We start from the raw sequence: 19,165 nt of genomic DNA, 5'->3' as shown, positions 1-19,165 counted from the left end.
ATGCGTTGATCGCAGATTTCCTGCAAGACCGACAATCGTTTAAGTTCTTTATCCGACATAGACACCAACATATCAAACCGTCCGCTTCAATAATCGCAAAAGTGCATATTCTAAAAGCGGACATTTTTACTTTGGAGAAACCGGACATTTCTATTTTGGGCTTACATTTAAATCTCGTATAAGAGATTTTATGTTAAATAAAAAAGATATTCTAGGTTGGAATATCTCTATAAAACTGATGGATATTCAATCAATTCTAAATTAATCATCAAAAAATTAACTCAATGATTTAATATAATTTAAAAATATTATTGTGTCGTATTTTATGTTAAATTTTGAATAATTTTTAGTCTAATTATTGAATAAAAAGATTAAAATTTGGGAGTTGCATTGGCAGCGTAAAGAGCACTCTATTTCACAGAGTAAATATGCTACACAAAAATAGATCTATTTTTATTCTTCTTGTCCTTACCGCGGTGATCATGAATATTTTCATGATCAGCTTACTGGCCTATACCTTACATACTTCACGTGAGCGCGAAGAAGCTCAAGCCAGGACTGGTGTAGAAAATTTAACATCACTGCTTGAAGAAAGTGTGAGCAGCAGTTCACAAGAAATCGATTTGTCTTTGTATACTTTACAAACTTATATAGAAAAAGAATTAGGTGATAAAAAACAAATAAATGATAGAGAAATAAATCTATTTATTCAGAAAGAAAAAGATTGGATCGGCTCTGTTACACGAATACACATTACCGATGCAAAAGGTCAAGTCCAATTCGCTGATCATGATATTGGCGGTCAGACTTCAAATTATGCAAACTATAGTTTTTTTAAAGATGCTCAACAAAAAAGTACGGATCAGCTGTTTGTCACCAAGCTGATCAGAGATCCAAATGGCCAAGGCTGGGTTCATCTATTTGCACGACGTTACAATCAGGCTGATGGAACTTTTGCAGGCATGATTATCACTGCATTACCTGCTAGCTACTTTAATCATCTGATTGCAGAACTGGATGTAGGTCCTAAAGGAGTGGTACTAGTACAAGACCTGGATATGCGAGTTATTGCACGTAATCCCATGCTCAAAACACTGAACGGTCAGGTGGGTTTTCTGGGGGGACCACCGGAACTGTCACAACTGGTTCACTCCGGCGCACAGTCTGGCACTATTTATACCCGACGAACTACAGATAAAATCCCGCGTATTGGTAACTTTCGCAAGCTAAGCAGCATGCCTATTTTTGTTGTTGTTGCCTTCGGTGAAAAAGACTATCTGGCCCAATGGTATGAAGATGTTATTAAAGCCGTTTTGCTGGGATTACTCTTCATTGCGGTGACCACGATTGCTGGATGGTTACTTTGGCAGCAAATTCGGGCGAATATGTTGACCAATCGTCGTAGTCGGATGCTGTTACGTAATGCACAAGATGGTATTCATGTTCTAGATCGCGAAGGCAAGCTTCTTCAAGGCAGTGATTCCTTTTTTCGCATGATTGGTAGCACTCCGCAGGCAGCCTTGGGCAAAACCCTGTGTTACTGGGATAACGGCTATAATAAGGCGGAGCTGCAAGAGCTCATCAATAAAGGTATTTCTACGTCTGGGGGCATTCGTTTCGAAACCTGTTATCGAAATGCCCAAGGTGAGTGTTATCCAGTAGAAGTCAGTTCAGTTCTGGTACATCTTGATGATGATGAGGTGTTCTTCTGCTCGGCGCGTGATATTACCGAGCGTAAAAAAGCAGAAGAACACCTGCGTATTGCCGCGACTGCATTTGACTCTCAAGTCGGGATGTTGATTACAGACCCTCATTTGGTTATTTTACGTACTAATCGTGCTTTGACAGAAATTACGGGTTATAGCGAACAAGAGTTGATTGGGCACACGCCTAAAATCCTGCAATCAGGCATGCATGACAAAAACTTCTATTCCAGCATGTGGAACCATATTCGCACCACCGGATCCTGGCAGGGTGAAATCTGGAATAAACGCAAAAATGGTGAACTGTATCCACAGCACATCTTGATTGCCAGTGTACGGGATGAAAATGACCTAACGACGCATTATGTAGCTTCCATTACCGATATTTCTGCCTATAAAGCTGCAGAAGAAAAAGTACACTTGCTAGCGTTTTATGACTCTCTGACCAAATTACCAAACCGTAGCCTATTTTTGGAACATCTTGAACAGAGCATGAGAGACGCAGAAAATAAAAAGCAGCTCGGCGTGATTTTGTGTATTGATCTGGATAATTTTAAAGCTTTAAACGATACCGAAGGTCATGAAACTGGTGATAGCTTATTACAGCAAGTTGCAACTCGCCTGTTAGAGTGTGTTGAAGCGAATCATATGGTTGCCCGACTGGGTAGTGATGTGTTTGTTGTGCTGTTGGATCAGCTTAGTGCTTCTGAGACGGAGACTATTCAATGCGCAGAAAAGACGGCAAAACGTATTTTACAGACACTCGCTCAACCTTACTTTTTTGCAGACTCAGAATATCGTAGTTCTGCCAGTATAGGAATCAGCCTGTTTGGGCTACAAGCGTATGAAAATGTCCAGGATCCGGTTAAACGTGCTGACATGGCACTGTCTGAAGCAAAGAATTATGGTCGTAATACCTATCGCTTTTTCGACCCTTTGATTCAATCTCAGGTTCAGGAACGTGCGGAGATTGATGCCGGACTACGTCAATCCCTAGAAAAAAATCAGCTGGTGCTGTATTACCAGCCACAAGTGAATGGTGCACAACAGGTGATAGGAGTAGAAGCCTTGTTACGTTGGCTGCATCCAGTTAAAGGAATGATTTCCCCTGCTCGTTTTATCCCCGTCGCAGAAGAAAATGGTTTCATTATTACTCTGGGTCAGTGGGTACTGGAAAGTGCCTGCCAACAATTGAGTGACTGGGCCAAGTATCCGCAAACTGCTCACCTCAGCATGGCTGTAAATGTCAGTGCTAGCCAATTTGCTCGTGATGAGTTTGTCCAAGACGTGCTCGAAATTCTGGAACGTACACAAGCTCCAGCACACTTACTAAAACTTGAACTTACCGAAAGCGCCTTAGTGATCCGAGTAGAAGACATTATTGAAAAAATGACGGTTCTTAAACGTTACGGGGTGATGTTCTCTCTAGATGATTTTGGTACAGGATATTCTTCTTTAACTTATTTACAGCGGATTCCGATTGATCAATTAAAAATCGATCAAGGTTTTGTTCGGGATATTATGGTGAGTGCCAATGACGCTGAAATTACCAAAATGATCATTGTTTTGGCAAAAACTTTGGGAATTTCTGTGCTGGCTGAAGGTGTAGAAACCGAAGCTCAACGCGATGTATTAGAAAAACAGGGTTGTTATCATTACCAGGGCTATCTGTTTGGTAAACCGATGCCGATTGATGAATTTGAGCAGTATTTCATACTTCAGCAAACTCCGCATTGAATAGCCATAGTTAAACTCTATTGATGGCTTTAGATCAATTTGTCCCAACAACATATTGCTAAGAACCTAAAGTAATTTACCTGATAGCCAATACACATTTAAAAGTGAAATAAAAAGAGTTTATCTAGGAGAATGGTGGCAGTCTACTTAAATAAAAAGCCTCCGATAAACCAGATAATATGGGACTGTTCTAAATTTTGTGTAAGTACTTAATTTTCATTTATCCTACTGAGGATAATAAAAAGAGGTACTTCACATGGATGAAGCTACAATCAAAAGTATGGCAGCTGAATTAGCTAAAGGTTTAAAAACTCCTGAAGATTTAAACCAAATGACAGCCATATTTAAAAAGTTCATGATCGAAACCGCTCTGAATACTGAGCTTTCTGAACATTTAGGCTATGAAAAGCATCAACCTAAGAAAGGATCTAATGCACGTAATGGTTTTAGCTCCAAAACAGTTCTAACACAAGATGGGCAGCTTGCTTTAGATATCCCTCGTGATCGTGACGGCTCTTTTGAACCACAGATTATTAAGAAGCATCAAACGCGCATTACTAGCATGGATGATCAAATTCTTTCGCTATATGCGAAAGGAATGACAAATAGAGAAATTGTTGCTTTCTTTAAAGAAATGTACGATGCCGATGTATCTGCCTCCCTTATTAGTAAGGTGACGGATGCTGTCATTGAACAAGTGACAGAATGGCAAAATAGAACACTCGATAGTCTTTATCCTGTTGTCTATTTAGATTGCATTGTTGTTAAGGTTCGTCAGCATTCAACAGTAATCAATAAATCAGTTTATTTAGCATTAGGCATTAACTTAGATGGCCAAAAAGAACTTCTTGGCATGTGGCTTGCTCAAACAGAAGGTTCCAAATTCTGGCTGTCAGTCATGACAGAGCTTAAAAACCGAGGAGTGCAAGATATTCTTGTTGCCTGTGTAGACGGGCTAAAAGGCTTTCCTGATGCGATAGCCTCTGTCTATCCTCATACTGACATCCAGCTGTGTATTGTGCATGTTGTACGCAATAGCCTGAGATTTGTGAGCTGGAAGGACTACAAAGCTGTAACAGCAGGATTGAAGGCGATCTATCAGGCAAGTACAGAGGAAAATGCTTTAAAGTCCCTAGATATCTTCTGCGATCAATGGAATCACCAGTATCCAAAAATTGGAGAATCCTGGCGGGAAAATTGGGAAAATATCCGAACGATCTTTAGCTACCCTGCTGAAATACGTCATGCGATTTATACAACAAATGCAATTGAATCATTGAATAGCGTGATCCGCCATTCAACTAAAAAGAGAAAGATCTTCTCTTCTGATGATTCAGTGAAAAAGGTCATTTATTTAGCAACTTCAAATGCTGCTAAAAAATGGACCATGCCAATTCAAAATTGGCGTTTAGCAATGAATTGGTTTACGATTCAGTTCGATGATCGATTAAAAGATCATTTATAAAAAATGGAACTTACACAAAATAATTTACAGGCTCACTAACTATGCGTTTCTTCCTCGGGATCTTCTTCAAAAGTTTTAGCAATCTTTTCAATGTTTAAGCTCTTGGCCATCGCATCAAAAATTTCTTTATACACACCTTCTTGATGATAGAGCGCATCATGTTCGCCGTGTTCGGCAATGCAGCCTTCTTTCATCACATAGGTGTAATCGGCATCAATAATTTGCGACAGACTATGTGAAATCATAATCACGGTTCGCCCTTGTTTGATTTGATCCAGACTTTGTTTGATTTTCTCCGAGGCAATCGCATCTAAACTGGCCGTCGGTTCATCCAGAAAAATAATCGGCGGGTTTTTGAGAAACATGCGGGCAAGCGCAATTCGTTGTTGTTGACCGCCTGAAAGCATCAGCGCATCGGCTTCATAAGCATGCGGAAGCTGTAAAATTTGCTCATGAATCGAGGCTTTTTTGGCAGCATTCATGACATCTTCAAGACTGGCATTGGTTTTGCCATAGCGAATATTTTCAAAAATAGAACCCTGGAAAATATGATTTTTTTGTAGCACCAAACCAATATGATCGCGTAGATATTGCGTGTTGATGTCTTCCAGATTGATGCCATCGAGTTGAATCTGCCCTGATGCAGGCTGATAAAATTTATCCAGTAAACTGATCAATGTTGATTTTCCCGCACCGGATAAACCGACCAGCGCGGTGATTTTATTCGGTTGAATCACCATGTTGATGTTCTTTAAGGCATGATGGCCATTAGGATAATAAAATTCGACATTTTTCAGTTCGAACTTGCCGGTGATGACCGGTTTTTTTGCGCCACTCGGTTCAATTTCATGATCGGCTTCCAAAATTTTAAAGAAGCTTTCCGAGTAAATCATCGCATCATTAACTTCATCATAAATACGATGCAAGGAACGAATCGGGGCAGAAACGTTATTGAACAACAGCACATGGTACATAATCATGCCGATACTCATCTGACCATCCAGCACAAAATATGCGGTTAAAATGATGATCAGCACAATACCGATTTGCTCGATAAAGGTTTTTAAACCGTCAAACAGAAAACTGGTTTGACGGGTCTGCATCTGGTTGGCAGTGAGTTCTCTTTGTAATTTAAGCTGTTTCTCAGATTCAATCGATTCACGGTTAAAAGATTTAATTACGGTAATCGAGTTGATAATACTTAAGATACCCTGGCTCTTTTTTTCACGTCCATCGCGCAGGTTGCGTCGCCATCCACCGAGTTTCTGTGCCTGTTTATAGGTCAGCCAAAAATAAATTGGCACAATACTTAAAGCCACCAGTCCGACATAAACATTGGCATAGAACATTAAGCCCAGTGCCACAATCGCACTGGTAAATAACGGTAAAATATCAATAAAGAAAATTTGTACCAGACGCGTCAGTGAACCAATACCGCGGTCAATACGGGTTTGCAATTTACCGGCCTGATTATTGGCTTCATTAAAAAAAGCCAGTCGATAGGTCAGAAATTTTTCAATGATGCCTTGGGCTAAATCTTGCGAAACAAAAATGCGCAGCTTTTCACCATAAAATTTTTGTCCAAACTGTACGAAGGCATTAACGACTTCTTTACCCAATAAAATGGCAGAGATGGTGATCAGAATATGCCAGCCTTCAGACAGTCCCAAACCCGCTTCAATCAGCCTGTTAATGCTATCAACTGCATACTGTAAAGTTAGTGCATTGACCTGTGCGGTGAAAGAGCCGATCAGGGTTAAAATCAGCGTTGCGAAAACCAATAAACGATAGGGACGTACAAAAGGTCGAAGCTTTTGGAATAAGAGCCATAAATTCATATGCAATTTTTTTATTGTTAAGCTTAATTTCAGTCTAAGCCTGATGATTCGATGTCACAAGCGCATACAATGTTTTGAATTGTGTCCAGACACAATCGGCTAAAATAAAAGTTAATCTTCTCTTTATATCGGCTTATGAACTTTGATTTATTTGCGCCTGAAGCTCAAGCTAATGTGTTGCCCTGTGATGGGGTGGTGGAAGATTTCGGTTTAATTTTAACATCTGAGCAGAGTGAACAATATTTCCTTTATTTTTTAGCCACTTTGGCATGGCAGCATGATGAAGTCATTTTGTTTGGTCAACATCATAAAACCGGACGTCAAGTGGCATGGTATGGTGATGAAAATTACCGCTATCGCTACTCAGGTACCTTTAAGCAGGCACATCGGTGGAATCCTGCACTCTTTCGTTTAAAGCAGCATATCGAAAAACTGGTGGGACATAGCTTTAATTCGTGCTTAGCCAATTTGTATGAAAATGGCACCCAAGCCGTAGGTTGGCACAGTGATGATGAGGCTGCTTTGGTATCCGCTACAGATCAGGAAACTGTTATTGCTTCTTTGAGTTTCGGTGCAACCCGTAAATTTAGTTTTAAGCATAAACACAAGGCAGAAAAAGTCGATCTGCTTTTACATAGCGGACAGCTGATTGCGATGCGAGGCCAAACCCAACAGTACTGGAAACATGCTTTAATGAAATCGACACGAATTATAGAACCACGGATTAATCTGACCTTCCGTTATTTTTTCTAAAGTGCTGTATTTAACAGGCTAAAAATAAAGCCAAAAAAAAGCTCATGCATAGGCACGAGCTTTTCTCTGAGGATGTTGCACAAATTGTCATGGAATACAATTGGCCACATGAAGAACAATAATCATATTATGAGAATCAATTTAACATTACAATGCTTGAAACAGGTTTTATTTTGCATAAATTGATATTTGGTTGAATCTACGCAAAATTTTAAAGATCATCTTCTTTAGCTAATTCAGCAAATTTTTTCTCTACCAGTGCAGCATTTTCCTGCAAAATCTCGATTAGCTTCTGAAAGTTAATAAATTCAAAGCGATTTTTAGAGCCTAATAAGGTCAAGGCCAAAGGCGGTTCTTTACTGGAAAATTTTACCGGAATAGAAAGACTGGCCAAATTTGGATCTACTTCTCCATTGGAAAAATAATAACCCTGCTTTTTAATCTGTTTCATCTGCAACATGAACGCTTCTTCGCTATGGGCAAATCCAATTTCAGACAGTTCAGTTGCAAAGCGCTGGTAGTAATCCAAAATGCGCTGTTTGGGTAAATGCGCCAAAATTACTTTGGCAGACGAACCCTTATAGATGGGGCGAGGGCAACCACGACCATAAATCAGCGTGGTCATGTCTTTATACAGTTCATGATGAATATCGATACACGAATCATAATTCAAATGCGTGAGCAGACAGCTGAATTCAGTACGTTCCACAATTTGCTGCATGAATGGAATGCTGATCTGCACCAATGGATCGGTGGTACGGGAAATGTAGTCCAAGACTGCAATTTTGGAACCCAGCGTATAGTCACCTGAAGTACCACTTAAGCGTTGTAATAATTCTGAGGATACGAGTTCTTTTAAATACCGGTAACTGGTGGGTTTAGACAGTCCTAATTCCTCACTAATGATATCGACATTAATGATAGGGCGAGACACCGAAAATAGATCCAAAACGGTGAGAATCTTACCAAAACTAGAAATTGCCATAAGTACCTGCTTGGTCAAAGCATATAAAAAGAGAAAGTAACAAGTATTACTTTATAACAAAAAATTAGCCAGAGGAGAGCTTTTGTTGGGGCAATGCTGTATTTGTCCGCATTTAAAACTATTTTATACTTAGGGTAGGTCATCCATTAAGCCAGATCATCGTTGAGGCAAGCTAGACCGCTGACAGGAAGTTTTGAGCCAGTTTGTCATAGCGCGTGGCAATACCACGATACTGCTTTAGCTTGGCAAAAAGTGCTCGATCAGATGCCTTGCCTTATAGATATATCGGCCATCATCACGTGATCAATAGCATTTATCTTTGTTGCACTTCATCTGAGAATCTAAGCAATTAAAAAGCCATTCAGTTTTGAATGGCTTTTTTGTATCAATGGCTTTTCACAAAATTAAGGTGTAAGCCCTTCAGGATTGCGATACCAGCTTTCAATAAAAAGTGCAGCAGCAACACTATCTGCAGACAGTTTTTTAGCGCGACCTTGAGCCTGATAATGACCCAATTCATCACGCGCTTCACGGGTGGTCAAGCGTTCATCGACCATTAAAGTTTCAATATTGGTCTGATGGCGCAAACGACGGGCAAACTTGCGTGAACGTGTCGAAAGTTCGGATTCGCTATCATCCATATTCAGCGGCAAACCCACTAGAAATAAGGTGGGTTGATGCTGTTTCACAATTTTCAGTAATTCATCCCAGTTGGGAATCCCGTCTTTCATGGGAAACAGGGCAAGGGGATTGGCACTTTCAATCAAGGATTGACCGACTGCCATGCCCATTTTTTGTGTACCAAAATCGAATGCGATAATCAGCTGGGGTTGTGATAAATCAGGCATGTCCAATCTCTGATGAAAGCCAGGTGCGGTCTACGCCCATTTTCTTATAGGCAGCGTCCCAACGGTCGTCGTAAGGTAAATTAAAAATTAAATCCATATCTGAATCACAGACGAGCCAGTCGCCACGTGATAGTTCTTTTTCAAGCTGGTTTTTGCCCCAACTCGCATAACCCAAGGCAATTTGATAACGTCCAATGCCTTCGTTATGTGCGATGGCATCTAGAATATCTTTAGAGGTGGTGATGCAGACATTTTCACCCACCGCAATGGATGAATGCCAAGTCGGTTGACCGGTATGCAGCACAAAGCCTGCTTCCGGGCGTAACGGTCCGCCCTGTAAGACATCATGGGGATTTACATTATCCGCTTCAATTTCCAGATCATTCAATAATTCTTTGATTGAAAGACCAGAAGGGCGGTTAATGATAATGCCTTGAGCACCATCTTCATCATGTCGTGCCAAATAAATGACAGTGTTGGCAAAAAAATCATCGGCTAAATCAGGAGGTGCAATCAGACAGCGATGTGTCAGAAACTGTTTGGTCATCTGAGCAGTTCTCCTAAAGTCAGTATAATTTGCAGTCTGCAAAAGTGATGAATGGCGGTAAGTTACCTGATTTCAATCACTCAAACTGACTATTCCTTGATTGTATTTATCCCATAAAAATAAGTTGCTGACAACTTGGCTTTGTTGAAACTGAGTAGATAGAAAAATAAAGTATGATTTTAAAGTTTATTTAAAGAGGTTGTTAAGCCATATTTTATTTTAAGACATAGTAAATTTCATTATTCTGATTAATTTTTTAATTCTCTAGATGAAATCTAAAAATATTAAAAAATACAGTTAAAATAATAATACTGAATAAATATAAATAATGTTCATCAAAATAACTTATATTACCTATATTTACGTTTTAACAATAAATTGATTTTATGGATTTTCATTGTAACTTAATTTTTTCTAAAGAAATATTAAATATTTTTAAAATTTATATCTTGGTTGTAGGTTTTTCAATTGAGTGCAGTTCATGATTTTAGTTAGATAAAAAAACGATGAATTATTGTAATTATTTTTTAATTTTTGTTTTTATATGTAAAATATGTTCGGAATAATGCGTGAATTGTTTCACTAAATATACTTTATATACATATTGTAACACTATTGCTTTATTTGTAAGATGTATGAATTTTCATCTTTTATTATTTTTTTAATGGATAATTATGCATAATTTTTTAAAAGGGACTTTAATTTCTGCTTTATTTTCAGTTTCCGTAATATCACAGGCTGCAGTATTCAGTACTTATAATGAAGAAGGGAATTTATTTCGTAGTCATTTAAATAGTCAGTTATCAGACAGCTTAATGACTCAATTTAAAGACAAAGCAGATTCAAAAGATGGTGTTTTATATTTGCTTGAGCAAGCACGTTTACTACAAGTCAACCATCAATATGAACAAAGCCAGGATTATTATAAGCAGGCATTTACTTTATTAGATAAACAACAAAACAGGGCCAAAGTCAGTGTATCCCGGATGGGGTTTAAAGCATTGGCGCTGGTCAGTAATGATTCGATTGTTCCTTATCTGGTGCCACCACATGAGCAGGTGTTGGCACATATTTCCCAAGCAAAAAATTATATTTTTCTCAAGGATTTAGAAGCTGCAGCAGTAGAAATGCGGGTCGCACAAGGTATTCAGCGTGAAATTGAGCTGTCTTATCAAAAGCAACTGGAAAAGAAAAAAGATAAAGTCACTAAACAATCATCTGGCGAAACGGCATTTAGCGCTTTGGATGAAGCTTTTGTCGGCTTAGACCCAATTGCTGGCAAGATTAAGAATAGCTATCAAAATGCCTATGCTTTCTATATGGCGGCAAATTTATGGGAAACTTTAGGCGAATATAACGATGCCTTAGTCGACTATAAAAAAGCCTATGAATTGCAGCCAGATGCTCAAATTGCCCAGGATGTGAAACGTCTGAACCAGTTAGTGGTACAGCCAAAGAGCGGCAGCGTGCCGGTGATTGTATTTATCGAGCAAGGTATTGTGCCGCAAAAGGTTGAAAATAAAATCGATGTACCAACTCCCGGTGGCCTGATCAATATTGCTTTTGCTACTTATGAGCCAAGCACTTATGTGGCACCGAAAAGTCTGAAAGTCAAAGTGAACAATAAGCCTTTGCAAGACAGCTATGTCATCAGTGATATCGGTGCTTTGGCCGTTAAAGATTTAAAAGAAAAAGTACTGGGTAATCTGACCAGCCAAGTGCTACGTGCGACTGCCAAATATGCTGCACAAAAAGAACTCGGTAATCAATTTGGTGTATTGGGCCAATTGGCTGGCAATGTTTTAAACATGTCCACAGAACGTGCTGACTTACGGGGTTGGAGTACTTTGCCAAGTAATGCCCAGATTGCCCGCTTAAATTTAACCCCAGGCAAACATAATTTACAGCTTTCCAGCGGAAGTTTATCCAGTTCACCTGTGACCTTGGATGTAAAAGCCAATCAGACAGTCTTTGTTTATGCTCATCATGTCAATGACAAAATTACTGCCAGTGTGAGCGCGATTCCACGTTAATGATAAATCAGAGAAATATATGAAACGTCAATTTAGTTTTGCTGTACTTGGTTTAGGTGCGTTGTTGATGGTGGGGTGTACCGCACCAAATGCCTTATCGACGCAAACCAATGTAAACAATGAAATCAGTATTCGTACGATTACCAATAATCCGGTATTGACCACAGAAGTTTTTGTGGAACGCGTGAATATGAGTTTGTCGGGTGATTTGAAACGCGCATCGATTGCGATCAAAAACCGCCGTTTTAACAATAAAGATTTTAGCTACAAGATTGTTTGGGTCGATGCACAGGGTGCAGAAGTGAATCCTGAAGGCGCGATCTGGAAGCCAATCCAATTGACTGGACGTGAAACAAAAGGGGTGCAGTCCTTAGCACCAAATCCGTCTGCTGTAGATGTTGTTGTGTATTTGAAAAAATAAGAGAGATTGAACATGAATGCAAAATTAATATTCGCTGTATTGGCAACTTCAACTTTGCTAACTGGTTGTGCCAGCACAGGAGGCTCAGTGAGCTATGGTGATGCGCAAGCTGTAGAAACATTAACCAAAGACTTTGGTTCAACCGACTTGCAAATGATTGCAGCTAAAATGGTAGATGACATGTTGATGTTCCCGCCAGTCGTGCAAATGACCCAAACACGTCGTCCTGTGATTGTGCTTGACCGCATTCATAATAAAACCCAAGAACATATTGATACTGAATCAATTACAGATAGCATTCAGAACAAGTTGATCAATTCTGGAAAATTCCGCTTTGTCGATATGAAGTCTGTAAATGCTGTTGCACAGCAACTGGCTTATCAAAAACAAAGTGGCATGGTCAATCAGGCAACTGCGGTACGTACCGGTGGTCATATTGGTGCCGAGTTTATGCTGAATGGTAACTTGTCGAGTATTGTTAAAAATGCGGGCGGCAAGAGCGATGTGTATTACAAATTCACCTTTAAATTGCAAAACCTGCAAACAGGCATTGTAGAGTGGACCGGTGAGAAAGAAATTCGTAAAGCTGCAAAACGCTCGACTTTTGGTCTGTAATTTAAATTGAGGTCACTGTACTTTTGGTGCAGTGACTGTAGAAGAATACAACATGAAAAAAATATTACTTGCAGGTCTGTTGTCTGGATTACTGAGTTCTTCAGCCTTTGCTGCGATTAAAGAAGTGATTAAAGAAGCGAGCGGTAATGGCCCCACACAGCATCAAGCGATTTCTGAAGCTTTGTTGATAGCCGTGCAATCGGTAAATGGGGCTTCAGTTTCTTCTCAGATGAATTATGAGGAAACGGTTTCTTTATCTGTCAATAACCAGGGTTGGAGCTATAGCGGTAAGGTTTCACCGGTATTCAGTGTGGCCAATCAGGGTTCAGGTTCCGTGACCAAGTTTCAGGTACTGAGTGTGTCTGGAGCGAAAAACAATTACCGTGCCAAAGTACGTGCGCATGTGGTTAAGTTTGAATCTACCGTACAAGATCAACATTTACGCCGGATCGCAGTATTACCTTTTCAGATGGCTGAGAAAAATAATCGCTTGGCCAGCGATGCCTCAGCACGTGAGTTTAGTCAGGAATTGTCGGATACTTTGGGTACTTATTTGACTCAAAGCGGGCAGCTCAGTGTGGTCGATCGTCATTATCTAGACGAAATGCAGTCTGAAAATGACTTCCTGTATTGGGATGGCGCACCACAAGAATTGGCACGTATCGGCCAGAAAGTTGGGGCGGACTATTTATTGGTGGGACGGATCAATGATCTATCCGCTAATAATGGTCAACAGATGTATGGTCTGAATGCAGGTGCGGAACAGGTGCGTTTGACCTGGCGTGTGATTGAAGCCAATACCAGTAAAGTGGTCGCGGCAGGTACTTTTAATCGTACGCTGTCTAATTTAATGACTCAGAATATTTTAACGAATAGTTTAAATGACAGCACAGCTGATAAGATTGCCCAAGGTTTAAACCCGGAAATTTTGCAGGGTTTAAAACTACAGCCTGTCCAATCGCAGATGCGCCAGTCTTATGATCTGTCACCGGGCTACGAGATGACTCCAGGTTCAAGTGATCAGCCAGTAAAATGGTGAGTTAATCGAGTTTGAATTAAGCTTTTATCTAAAAAAATCCCTGACAAATGTTCAGGGATTTTTTTAAGTACGATGATCAAGCCTGATGAAACTTAAGTTGACGTAATTGCTTGGCATGTTGCAGGGTGGTGTCATTAATTTCGACACCGCCGGTCATGCGCGCCAATTCATCAATACGTTGTTCTTCGCTCAGGTCCATAATGGTGCTGCTTGCGGGATCCGTTTGGCGCTTTTTAACCAGCAGGTGCTGATCTGATTGTGCCGCCACTTGCGCCTGATGGGTAATACATAAAATTTGTACATGCTGGGCTAAATCTGCCAATAAGCGTCCGACCATTTCTGCCGTACCACCACTGATCCCGACATCAATTTCATCGAACACCAATACTTCAGATTCTGTTTTTTCAGCATTCATCACTTGCATCACCAGAGCAATACGTGACAGTTCACCACCAGAAGCCACACGTGCCAAGGGCTGTGCAGGAATGCCTTTATTTGCAGTAAACAGCAGTTGAATAAAGCTAAGCCCTTCTGATGATGCCTGTTCCAAAGGTTCAAACTTGAATTCAAAATAGGCTTCAGGCAATGCCAGTTGTTTGACTTGTTCTGTGAGTTTTTTAGCTAAAGGAGTCGCAGCTTCACGACGAATTTCATCTAAGTGTTGTGCTTTGGCTAAAAAGTCTTGATGAGACAATTCAACTTGTTCCGCTAAAGTTTCCGGATCTTCTAGCTGATGCAGCTGTTCAAGTTCAGATTGCCAAGTTTGATATTCTTCTTTTAATGTTTCCGGTTGAGTGCGATATTTACGTGCTAAACGATGGAAAATTTCCAGTTGTACATTTAGTTCATCGACGCGTTCAGGGTCAAAACTTTGCCGGTCAATAAATTGACGCAAATTGGCGGTTGCATCATCAAGTTCACTTTGTGCATTCACTAACGAATTATAAATTTCTGCGAGTTGCTCACTGCGACCGGCATGCGATTCAAGGCGGCGGATAATCGACGAAACTTCCTGGGTGATATTCTGTTCCGCTTCATCCAAGGCATTTAAACTGTAGCTGCAATCCAGCATGATATGTTCATGATGGCTTAAACGGTCGAACTCTTGCTCAATCTCTTTATAGTCAATTTGAGTAATTTCTTCGAGTTCTTCAAGCTGTAACTCTAAAGTTTCGATCCGTTGTTTGCGGGTCGCTTGCGCATCCAATGCCGCTTGATGCTGACGAATATCTTTTTGCCAGGTGCTATAGGCATCACGGACATCTTGTGCAGGTTGATAAAAGTTGTTGTAACGATCTAACCAATGCTTGGGATAAGGATGTTCCAATAATTGTTGCTGACTGTGCTGACTATACAGTTGCACCAGTAAACGACCAATTTCTTTCAGTTCAGCCAGGCTGCTTGGGCGACCATTAATCCACGCTTTACTGCGGCCAGTCGCAAAAATTACCCGTCTTAAATGAATCTCGCCAGATTCATCATCCAACTCGTGTGCTTTAAGCCATTCAGCTTCGGGACTTTGGTCTTTGTAACTAAAAACAGCGGTGACATCGGCTTTATCAGAACCAAAACGGACGTAATTAGTATCGGTGCGCTCACCCAAACAGGCAGAAAGAGCGTCCAGTAATAAAGATTTACCTGCACCTGTCTCACCGGTCAGGACATTGAAACCGGGTTCAATATCAATGGCTAAATGATCGGCTAAAGCAAAATTGATCAGAGTTAAATGTGTCAGCATAAACGCATCCGAGCTGCGAAAAGTTTTAATCTAAGATAGTGAAATTCTGTTTTGGTCACAAGCCAGCTTTTAATTTTAAGATGACGTAAAACATCACTATTTTACCTGATATTCAAGATGAAAATATCTTTTACTGAAGATACGCTATAAAAACAACATCTGCTTGAATAGTCTGCGTGATTTTTATCTACATGCCCCGTTAATTTTAGGAATATTTTAGAGTTGCGATTTTTTTCATAAGATTGAAAACATGCATCATGATGATACAAAAATGGCTAAATATCGGTTGATGCAAATCATGGATCAGCATTTCTTAGAGAGTGTTTTGGGTTGAGATTTACATACTGAATTTAGGCATACAGTTAGGCTTTGGATCTGTAGAGGATTGCCAGATTAATCGTCATTGTTTTGGTACAAGATTTGCTACTTGGAAAAGCAGATTAACTTTTAGTCGATACAATACAAAAACTTATTTGTGCTTATGTTAATGTTGATTTAGACTCTCGCAAACTCGGGGTAAATCTTCTTCTGATTGATGCAGAAAAATATCTGCAACAATTTGTAAAATATTGATTTAGCCGTATGAAACACCGATTGATTAGTTGAATGCAGGCCTTTAAACTACATCAATCAAAAATTATAAATGCGCATTATCTGGAGAATACGCATGTCAAATCAGTTTGATCATGTTTCTGTTATCAAAAAATCGAATGTTTATTTCGGCGGTTCATGTATTAGTCATACCGTGCAATTCGAAGATGGTACAAAAAAGACATTAGGGGTGATTTTACCGACTGAACAGGCACTCACTTTCGAAACGCATGTCCCTGAACGTATGGAAATTATTTCAGGGGAATGCCGTGTACAAATCGCGGATAAAATCGAGAGTGAATTGTTCCGCGCAGGACAGTCTTTTTATGTCCCGGGCAATAGCCGTTTTAAAATCGAGACCGATGAAGTACTCGATTATGTTTGCCATTTAGAAGGCTAAGCATAAGTCGGATTAAGGCAAAGAAATTTTAGCCTGAATCAGTTAAACTAGATTTAAGCATCAATCCTGTAAAGTCAGCTTTGCAGGATTTTTCTTTTTTGCATTGTATATACATTTTTTAGAGGCCGTTCATGGCAAAAACCGAATATTTTTATGGCGTTCACTCAGTGGAGTCATTACTTGAGCTTGAGCCAGAGCGTGTACTTACTTTATTTACGCTAAAAGGTCGTGACGATCAACGTTTGAAAAACGTTTTGGCTTTGGCTGATCCTTTTGGGATCAGTGTACAACAGGCCAGTCGTGACAAACTGGAAAAATTGGCGGGTCAGCCTTTTCATCAGGGGGTGGTTGCCGCAGTTCGTCCGCATCCAACCCTGAATGAACAAGATCTGGATGATTTGCTGAAACAGAATCCTCAAGCACTGTTGTTGGCTTTAGACCAAGTCACTGATCCCCATAACTTAGGTGCTTGTATCCGTACAGCAGCGGCTATGGGTGTTGAAGCTGTGATTGTATCGCGTGATCGTTCTGCAAGCTTAACCCCGACAGCACGTAAAATTGCTGCAGGCGGTGCAGAGAAAGTGAAGTTTATTCAAGTGACCAATCTTGCACGTACCTTGGGTAACATTAAAGATGAATTTAATGTGCGTGTTGTGGGTACCATGCTGGATGAAAAAGCATTACCCGTGCAACAGTTTGATTTCACCGGAACCGGTGTGTGCATAGTGATGGGGGCTGAAGATACCGGCCTGCGTCCAATTACCCAGTCACAGTGCGATCAGACGGTTTACATCCCGATGGCAGGAAACTTGCAAAGTTTGAATGTGAGTGTGGCAACAGGTATGGCTTTATATGAAGCTTGCCGTCAGCGTAATGTGTAATTTTATTATCTCAATTTAAAAGTTGTTTGTTATGTCTCCCCGGTCTCAAGGTTATCTCTATATCGCCATTACTATGTGCATTTGGGGGGGATTTACCATTACTTCCCGCCTGAATGCACAGTGGGGAATCAGCGCGTGGGATATTACGGCTTTACGTTTTGCTTTGGCATTTTGTATTTTAATGCCGATCCTGATCTATAAAAAAGACCTCGCCTTTTTATGGAAAAAAGAACCCTTTCTTTTGGCTATGATTGGCGGGGTTGGGTACTGTTTGACATCATATAGCGCATTTCACTATGTGCCCGCAGCCCATGCAGCCATCTTTCTGAATGGTTGTATTCCTTTGTGTACAGCAGTCGCTGCATTTTTGCTGTTTAAACAGCCTTTTGATAAGCATACCTGGATCAGTCTGGGCATTATGCTGACCGCGATTAGCGCAATGAGTTTTTTAATGTATCAGGAAACAGGTATCGCCTTTGGTTTTGGCGACCTGCTGTTCTTCTTGAGCGCAATCTGGTGGGGGGTATTTACCGTTTTATTGCGTCACTGGAAACTCTCTGCATGGCATTCCATGGCAGGTGTCGCGATCTGGTCAGCAATTGTTTATGTGCCGATTTATCTGTTATTTTTACCGAAAGATTTAACGGAACCTGAGCCTGTGCATCTACTGATGCAGGTGATTTTTCACGGCATTTTTGTGGTGATTGTGGCGACATTGACTTATGTGGAAGCGATCAAGCGCTTAGGTGCATTTAAGACTGGCAGTATCGTGACTTTGGCACCGTTTATGGCAGCAATTTTAGCTGTGCCGCTTTTAGGTGAACCATTAAGTCTGGCGATTATTTGTGGCTTGATTGGAATGGCGATTGGTGCTTTGCAACCATGGCGCTGGATCATGCATAAAGATAGTTTGCAGCAGCAACTCGATCAACAAAAAAAGCAGTCTTAATTGACTGCTTTTTTTTGCTTGCTGCGTTGCAAATAAGCTTCATGCAGGGGTTTTAAATGGCTGTATAAATGATCGAGATGTCCATCATTGAGCACAATGTCATCAGCGAGACTACGCTTTTTTTCACGTGGCATTTGTGATTGAATAATTTTCTGAATCTGAGCAATCGATTGGTGATCACGCATGGCAGCCCGCTGGATTTGCAAGTCAATCGATGCATCAATCAGCAAGGTATGATCGGTCAGTTCATGCTGGTTAGTTTCAAACAGCAGGGGAGAGACCAGAATCACATAAGGACTGGTTGCAGCCTGCAGTTGCTGAATAATCGATTGACGAATAGCAGGGTGGGTGATGCTTTCTAGCATTTTACGCGCATCTGGATCTTTGAAAATATGTTCACGTAAAGCACGGCGATTCAGTTCTCCATTGTCTAAAAGAACCCAATCCCGAAATGCAGCGTGAATTTGTTGCAACGCAGGTTGTCCTTTTTCTACAATCTCACGTGCCACAATATCGGCATCAACAACGGTGATTCCTTGGGTTTCGAACCATGTACTTGCTGCAGATTTTCCGCTGCCAATACCACCTGTTAAACCCAAGATAAAAGTCATGTACTCACCTA

At 40.4% G+C, this 19,165-nt stretch carries 16 protein-coding genes and 1 pseudogene; 10 read left to right on the top strand and 7 right to left on the bottom strand.

The window, feature by feature from the left end; genetic code table 11:
- Nucleotides 1-494 precede the first annotated feature (494 nt).
- Nucleotides 495-3,440 carry a bifunctional diguanylate cyclase/phosphodiesterase gene (locus E0409_RS04000; RefSeq protein WP_252151768.1) on the top strand — a complete coding sequence of 982 codons (2,946 nt, stop codon included), beginning with the start codon at nt 495-497 and terminating at the stop codon, nt 3,438-3,440.
- A 256-nt stretch (nt 3,441-3,696) separates the two neighbouring features.
- Nucleotides 3,697-4,905 carry an IS256 family transposase gene (locus E0409_RS03995; RefSeq protein ID WP_131287905.1) on the top strand — a complete coding sequence of 403 codons (1,209 nt, stop codon included), beginning with the start codon at nt 3,697-3,699 and terminating at the stop codon, nt 4,903-4,905.
- Between the two features lie 35 nt (nt 4,906-4,940).
- Here the strand turns inward: E0409_RS03995 and E0409_RS03990 are convergent, their stop codons facing one another.
- A complete protein-coding gene (locus E0409_RS03990; RefSeq protein WP_131287902.1) occupies nt 4,941-6,743 on the bottom strand; it encodes an ABC transporter ATP-binding protein in 1,803 nt (600 codons plus the stop codon).
- A gap of 135 nt (nt 6,744-6,878) precedes the next feature.
- Here E0409_RS03990 and E0409_RS03985 point away from each other — a divergent pair, with 135 nt between their 5' ends.
- On the top strand, nt 6,879-7,496 hold the full coding sequence (locus E0409_RS03985; protein WP_131287899.1) for an alpha-ketoglutarate-dependent dioxygenase AlkB family protein: 618 nt from the start codon (nt 6,879-6,881) through the stop codon (nt 7,494-7,496).
- A 211-nt stretch (nt 7,497-7,707) separates the two neighbouring features.
- Here the strand turns inward: E0409_RS03985 and E0409_RS03980 are convergent, their stop codons facing one another.
- From E0409_RS03980 to E0409_RS03965, 4 genes and pseudogenes are all read right to left on the bottom strand, one after another.
- A complete protein-coding gene (locus E0409_RS03980; protein ID WP_131287894.1) occupies nt 7,708-8,481 on the bottom strand; it encodes an IclR family transcriptional regulator in 774 nt (257 codons plus the stop codon).
- Between the two features lie 172 nt (nt 8,482-8,653).
- A pseudogene (locus E0409_RS03975) lies at nt 8,654-8,766 on the bottom strand (IS5/IS1182 family transposase); the annotation flags it as partial.
- 119 nt (nt 8,767-8,885) lie between these two features.
- Nucleotides 8,886-9,329 carry a Holliday junction resolvase RuvX gene (gene ruvX, locus E0409_RS03970; RefSeq protein ID WP_131287891.1) on the bottom strand — a complete coding sequence of 148 codons (444 nt, stop codon included), beginning with the start codon at nt 9,327-9,329 and terminating at the stop codon, nt 8,886-8,888.
- Complete coding sequence (locus E0409_RS03965; RefSeq protein ID WP_131287888.1) at nt 9,322-9,876, bottom strand: YqgE/AlgH family protein; 555 nt, start codon at nt 9,874-9,876, stop codon at nt 9,322-9,324. Before E0409_RS03965 ends, ruvX begins: the two co-directional genes overlap by 8 nt.
- Nucleotides 9,877-10,550: 674 nt before the next feature.
- On the opposite strand from E0409_RS03965, the gene E0409_RS03960 reads away from it, so the two are divergent.
- Genes E0409_RS03960 through E0409_RS03945 form a run of 4 tightly spaced genes read left to right on the top strand, consistent with a single transcriptional unit; the run spans nt 10,551 to nt 13,984 of the window.
- Nucleotides 10,551-11,909 carry a COG3014 family protein gene (locus E0409_RS03960; RefSeq protein ID WP_131287885.1) on the top strand — a complete coding sequence of 453 codons (1,359 nt, stop codon included), beginning with the start codon at nt 10,551-10,553 and terminating at the stop codon, nt 11,907-11,909.
- A gap of 19 nt (nt 11,910-11,928) precedes the next feature.
- Entirely contained in the window at nt 11,929-12,330 is a 402-nt protein-coding gene (locus E0409_RS03955) for a YcfL family putative periplasmic lipoprotein (RefSeq protein WP_131287882.1), read from the top strand.
- Between the two features lie 12 nt (nt 12,331-12,342).
- Nucleotides 12,343-12,945, top strand: coding sequence for a penicillin-binding protein activator LpoB (gene lpoB, locus E0409_RS03950; protein ID WP_131287879.1), 603 nt, complete (start codon nt 12,343-12,345; stop codon nt 12,943-12,945).
- Between the two features lie 52 nt (nt 12,946-12,997).
- Nucleotides 12,998-13,984 carry a CsgG/HfaB family protein gene (locus tag E0409_RS03945; protein ID WP_131287876.1) on the top strand — a complete coding sequence of 329 codons (987 nt, stop codon included), beginning with the start codon at nt 12,998-13,000 and terminating at the stop codon, nt 13,982-13,984.
- A gap of 76 nt (nt 13,985-14,060) precedes the next feature.
- Here E0409_RS03945 and recN read toward each other — a convergent pair whose 3' ends face one another.
- The gene (gene recN, locus E0409_RS03940; protein WP_131287873.1) at nt 14,061-15,722 is read right to left on the bottom strand and encodes a DNA repair protein RecN; all 1,662 of its coding nucleotides are present in this window, start codon (nt 15,720-15,722) and stop codon (nt 14,061-14,063) included.
- 667 nt (nt 15,723-16,389) lie between these two features.
- Here recN and ppnP point away from each other — a divergent pair.
- The 3 genes from ppnP to E0409_RS03925 all read left to right on the top strand — a co-directional run bounded on the left by ppnP (nt 16,390) and on the right by E0409_RS03925 (nt 18,543).
- Entirely contained in the window at nt 16,390-16,713 is a 324-nt protein-coding gene (gene ppnP / locus E0409_RS03935; RefSeq protein WP_067866108.1) for a pyrimidine/purine nucleoside phosphorylase, read from the top strand.
- Nucleotides 16,714-16,844: 131 nt separating this feature from the next.
- Complete coding sequence (gene rlmB / locus E0409_RS03930; protein WP_131287870.1) at nt 16,845-17,594, top strand: 23S rRNA (guanosine(2251)-2'-O)-methyltransferase RlmB; 750 nt, start codon at nt 16,845-16,847, stop codon at nt 17,592-17,594.
- A 31-nt stretch (nt 17,595-17,625) separates the two neighbouring features.
- Nucleotides 17,626-18,543 (top strand): DMT family transporter, encoded by a 918-nt coding sequence (locus tag E0409_RS03925; RefSeq protein ID WP_131287868.1) that lies wholly within the window; start codon nt 17,626-17,628, stop codon nt 18,541-18,543.
- Here E0409_RS03925 and coaE read toward each other — a convergent pair.
- Nucleotides 18,540-19,154: a dephospho-CoA kinase gene (gene coaE / locus E0409_RS03920; protein ID WP_131287865.1), complete on the bottom strand. Its 615-nt coding sequence runs from the start codon at nt 19,152-19,154 to the stop codon at nt 18,540-18,542. The two genes, E0409_RS03925 and coaE, sit on opposite strands and share 4 nt — an antisense overlap.
- Nucleotides 19,155-19,165: the final 11 nt, after the last annotated feature.

The sequence above is a fragment of the Acinetobacter sp. ANC 4862 genome, from assembly GCF_004336635.1.
Taxonomy (GTDB): Bacteria; Pseudomonadota; Gammaproteobacteria; order Pseudomonadales; family Moraxellaceae; genus Acinetobacter.
Note: the sequence above shows the minus strand (reverse complement) of the source record. Positions and strands in the feature narration are given on the sequence as shown.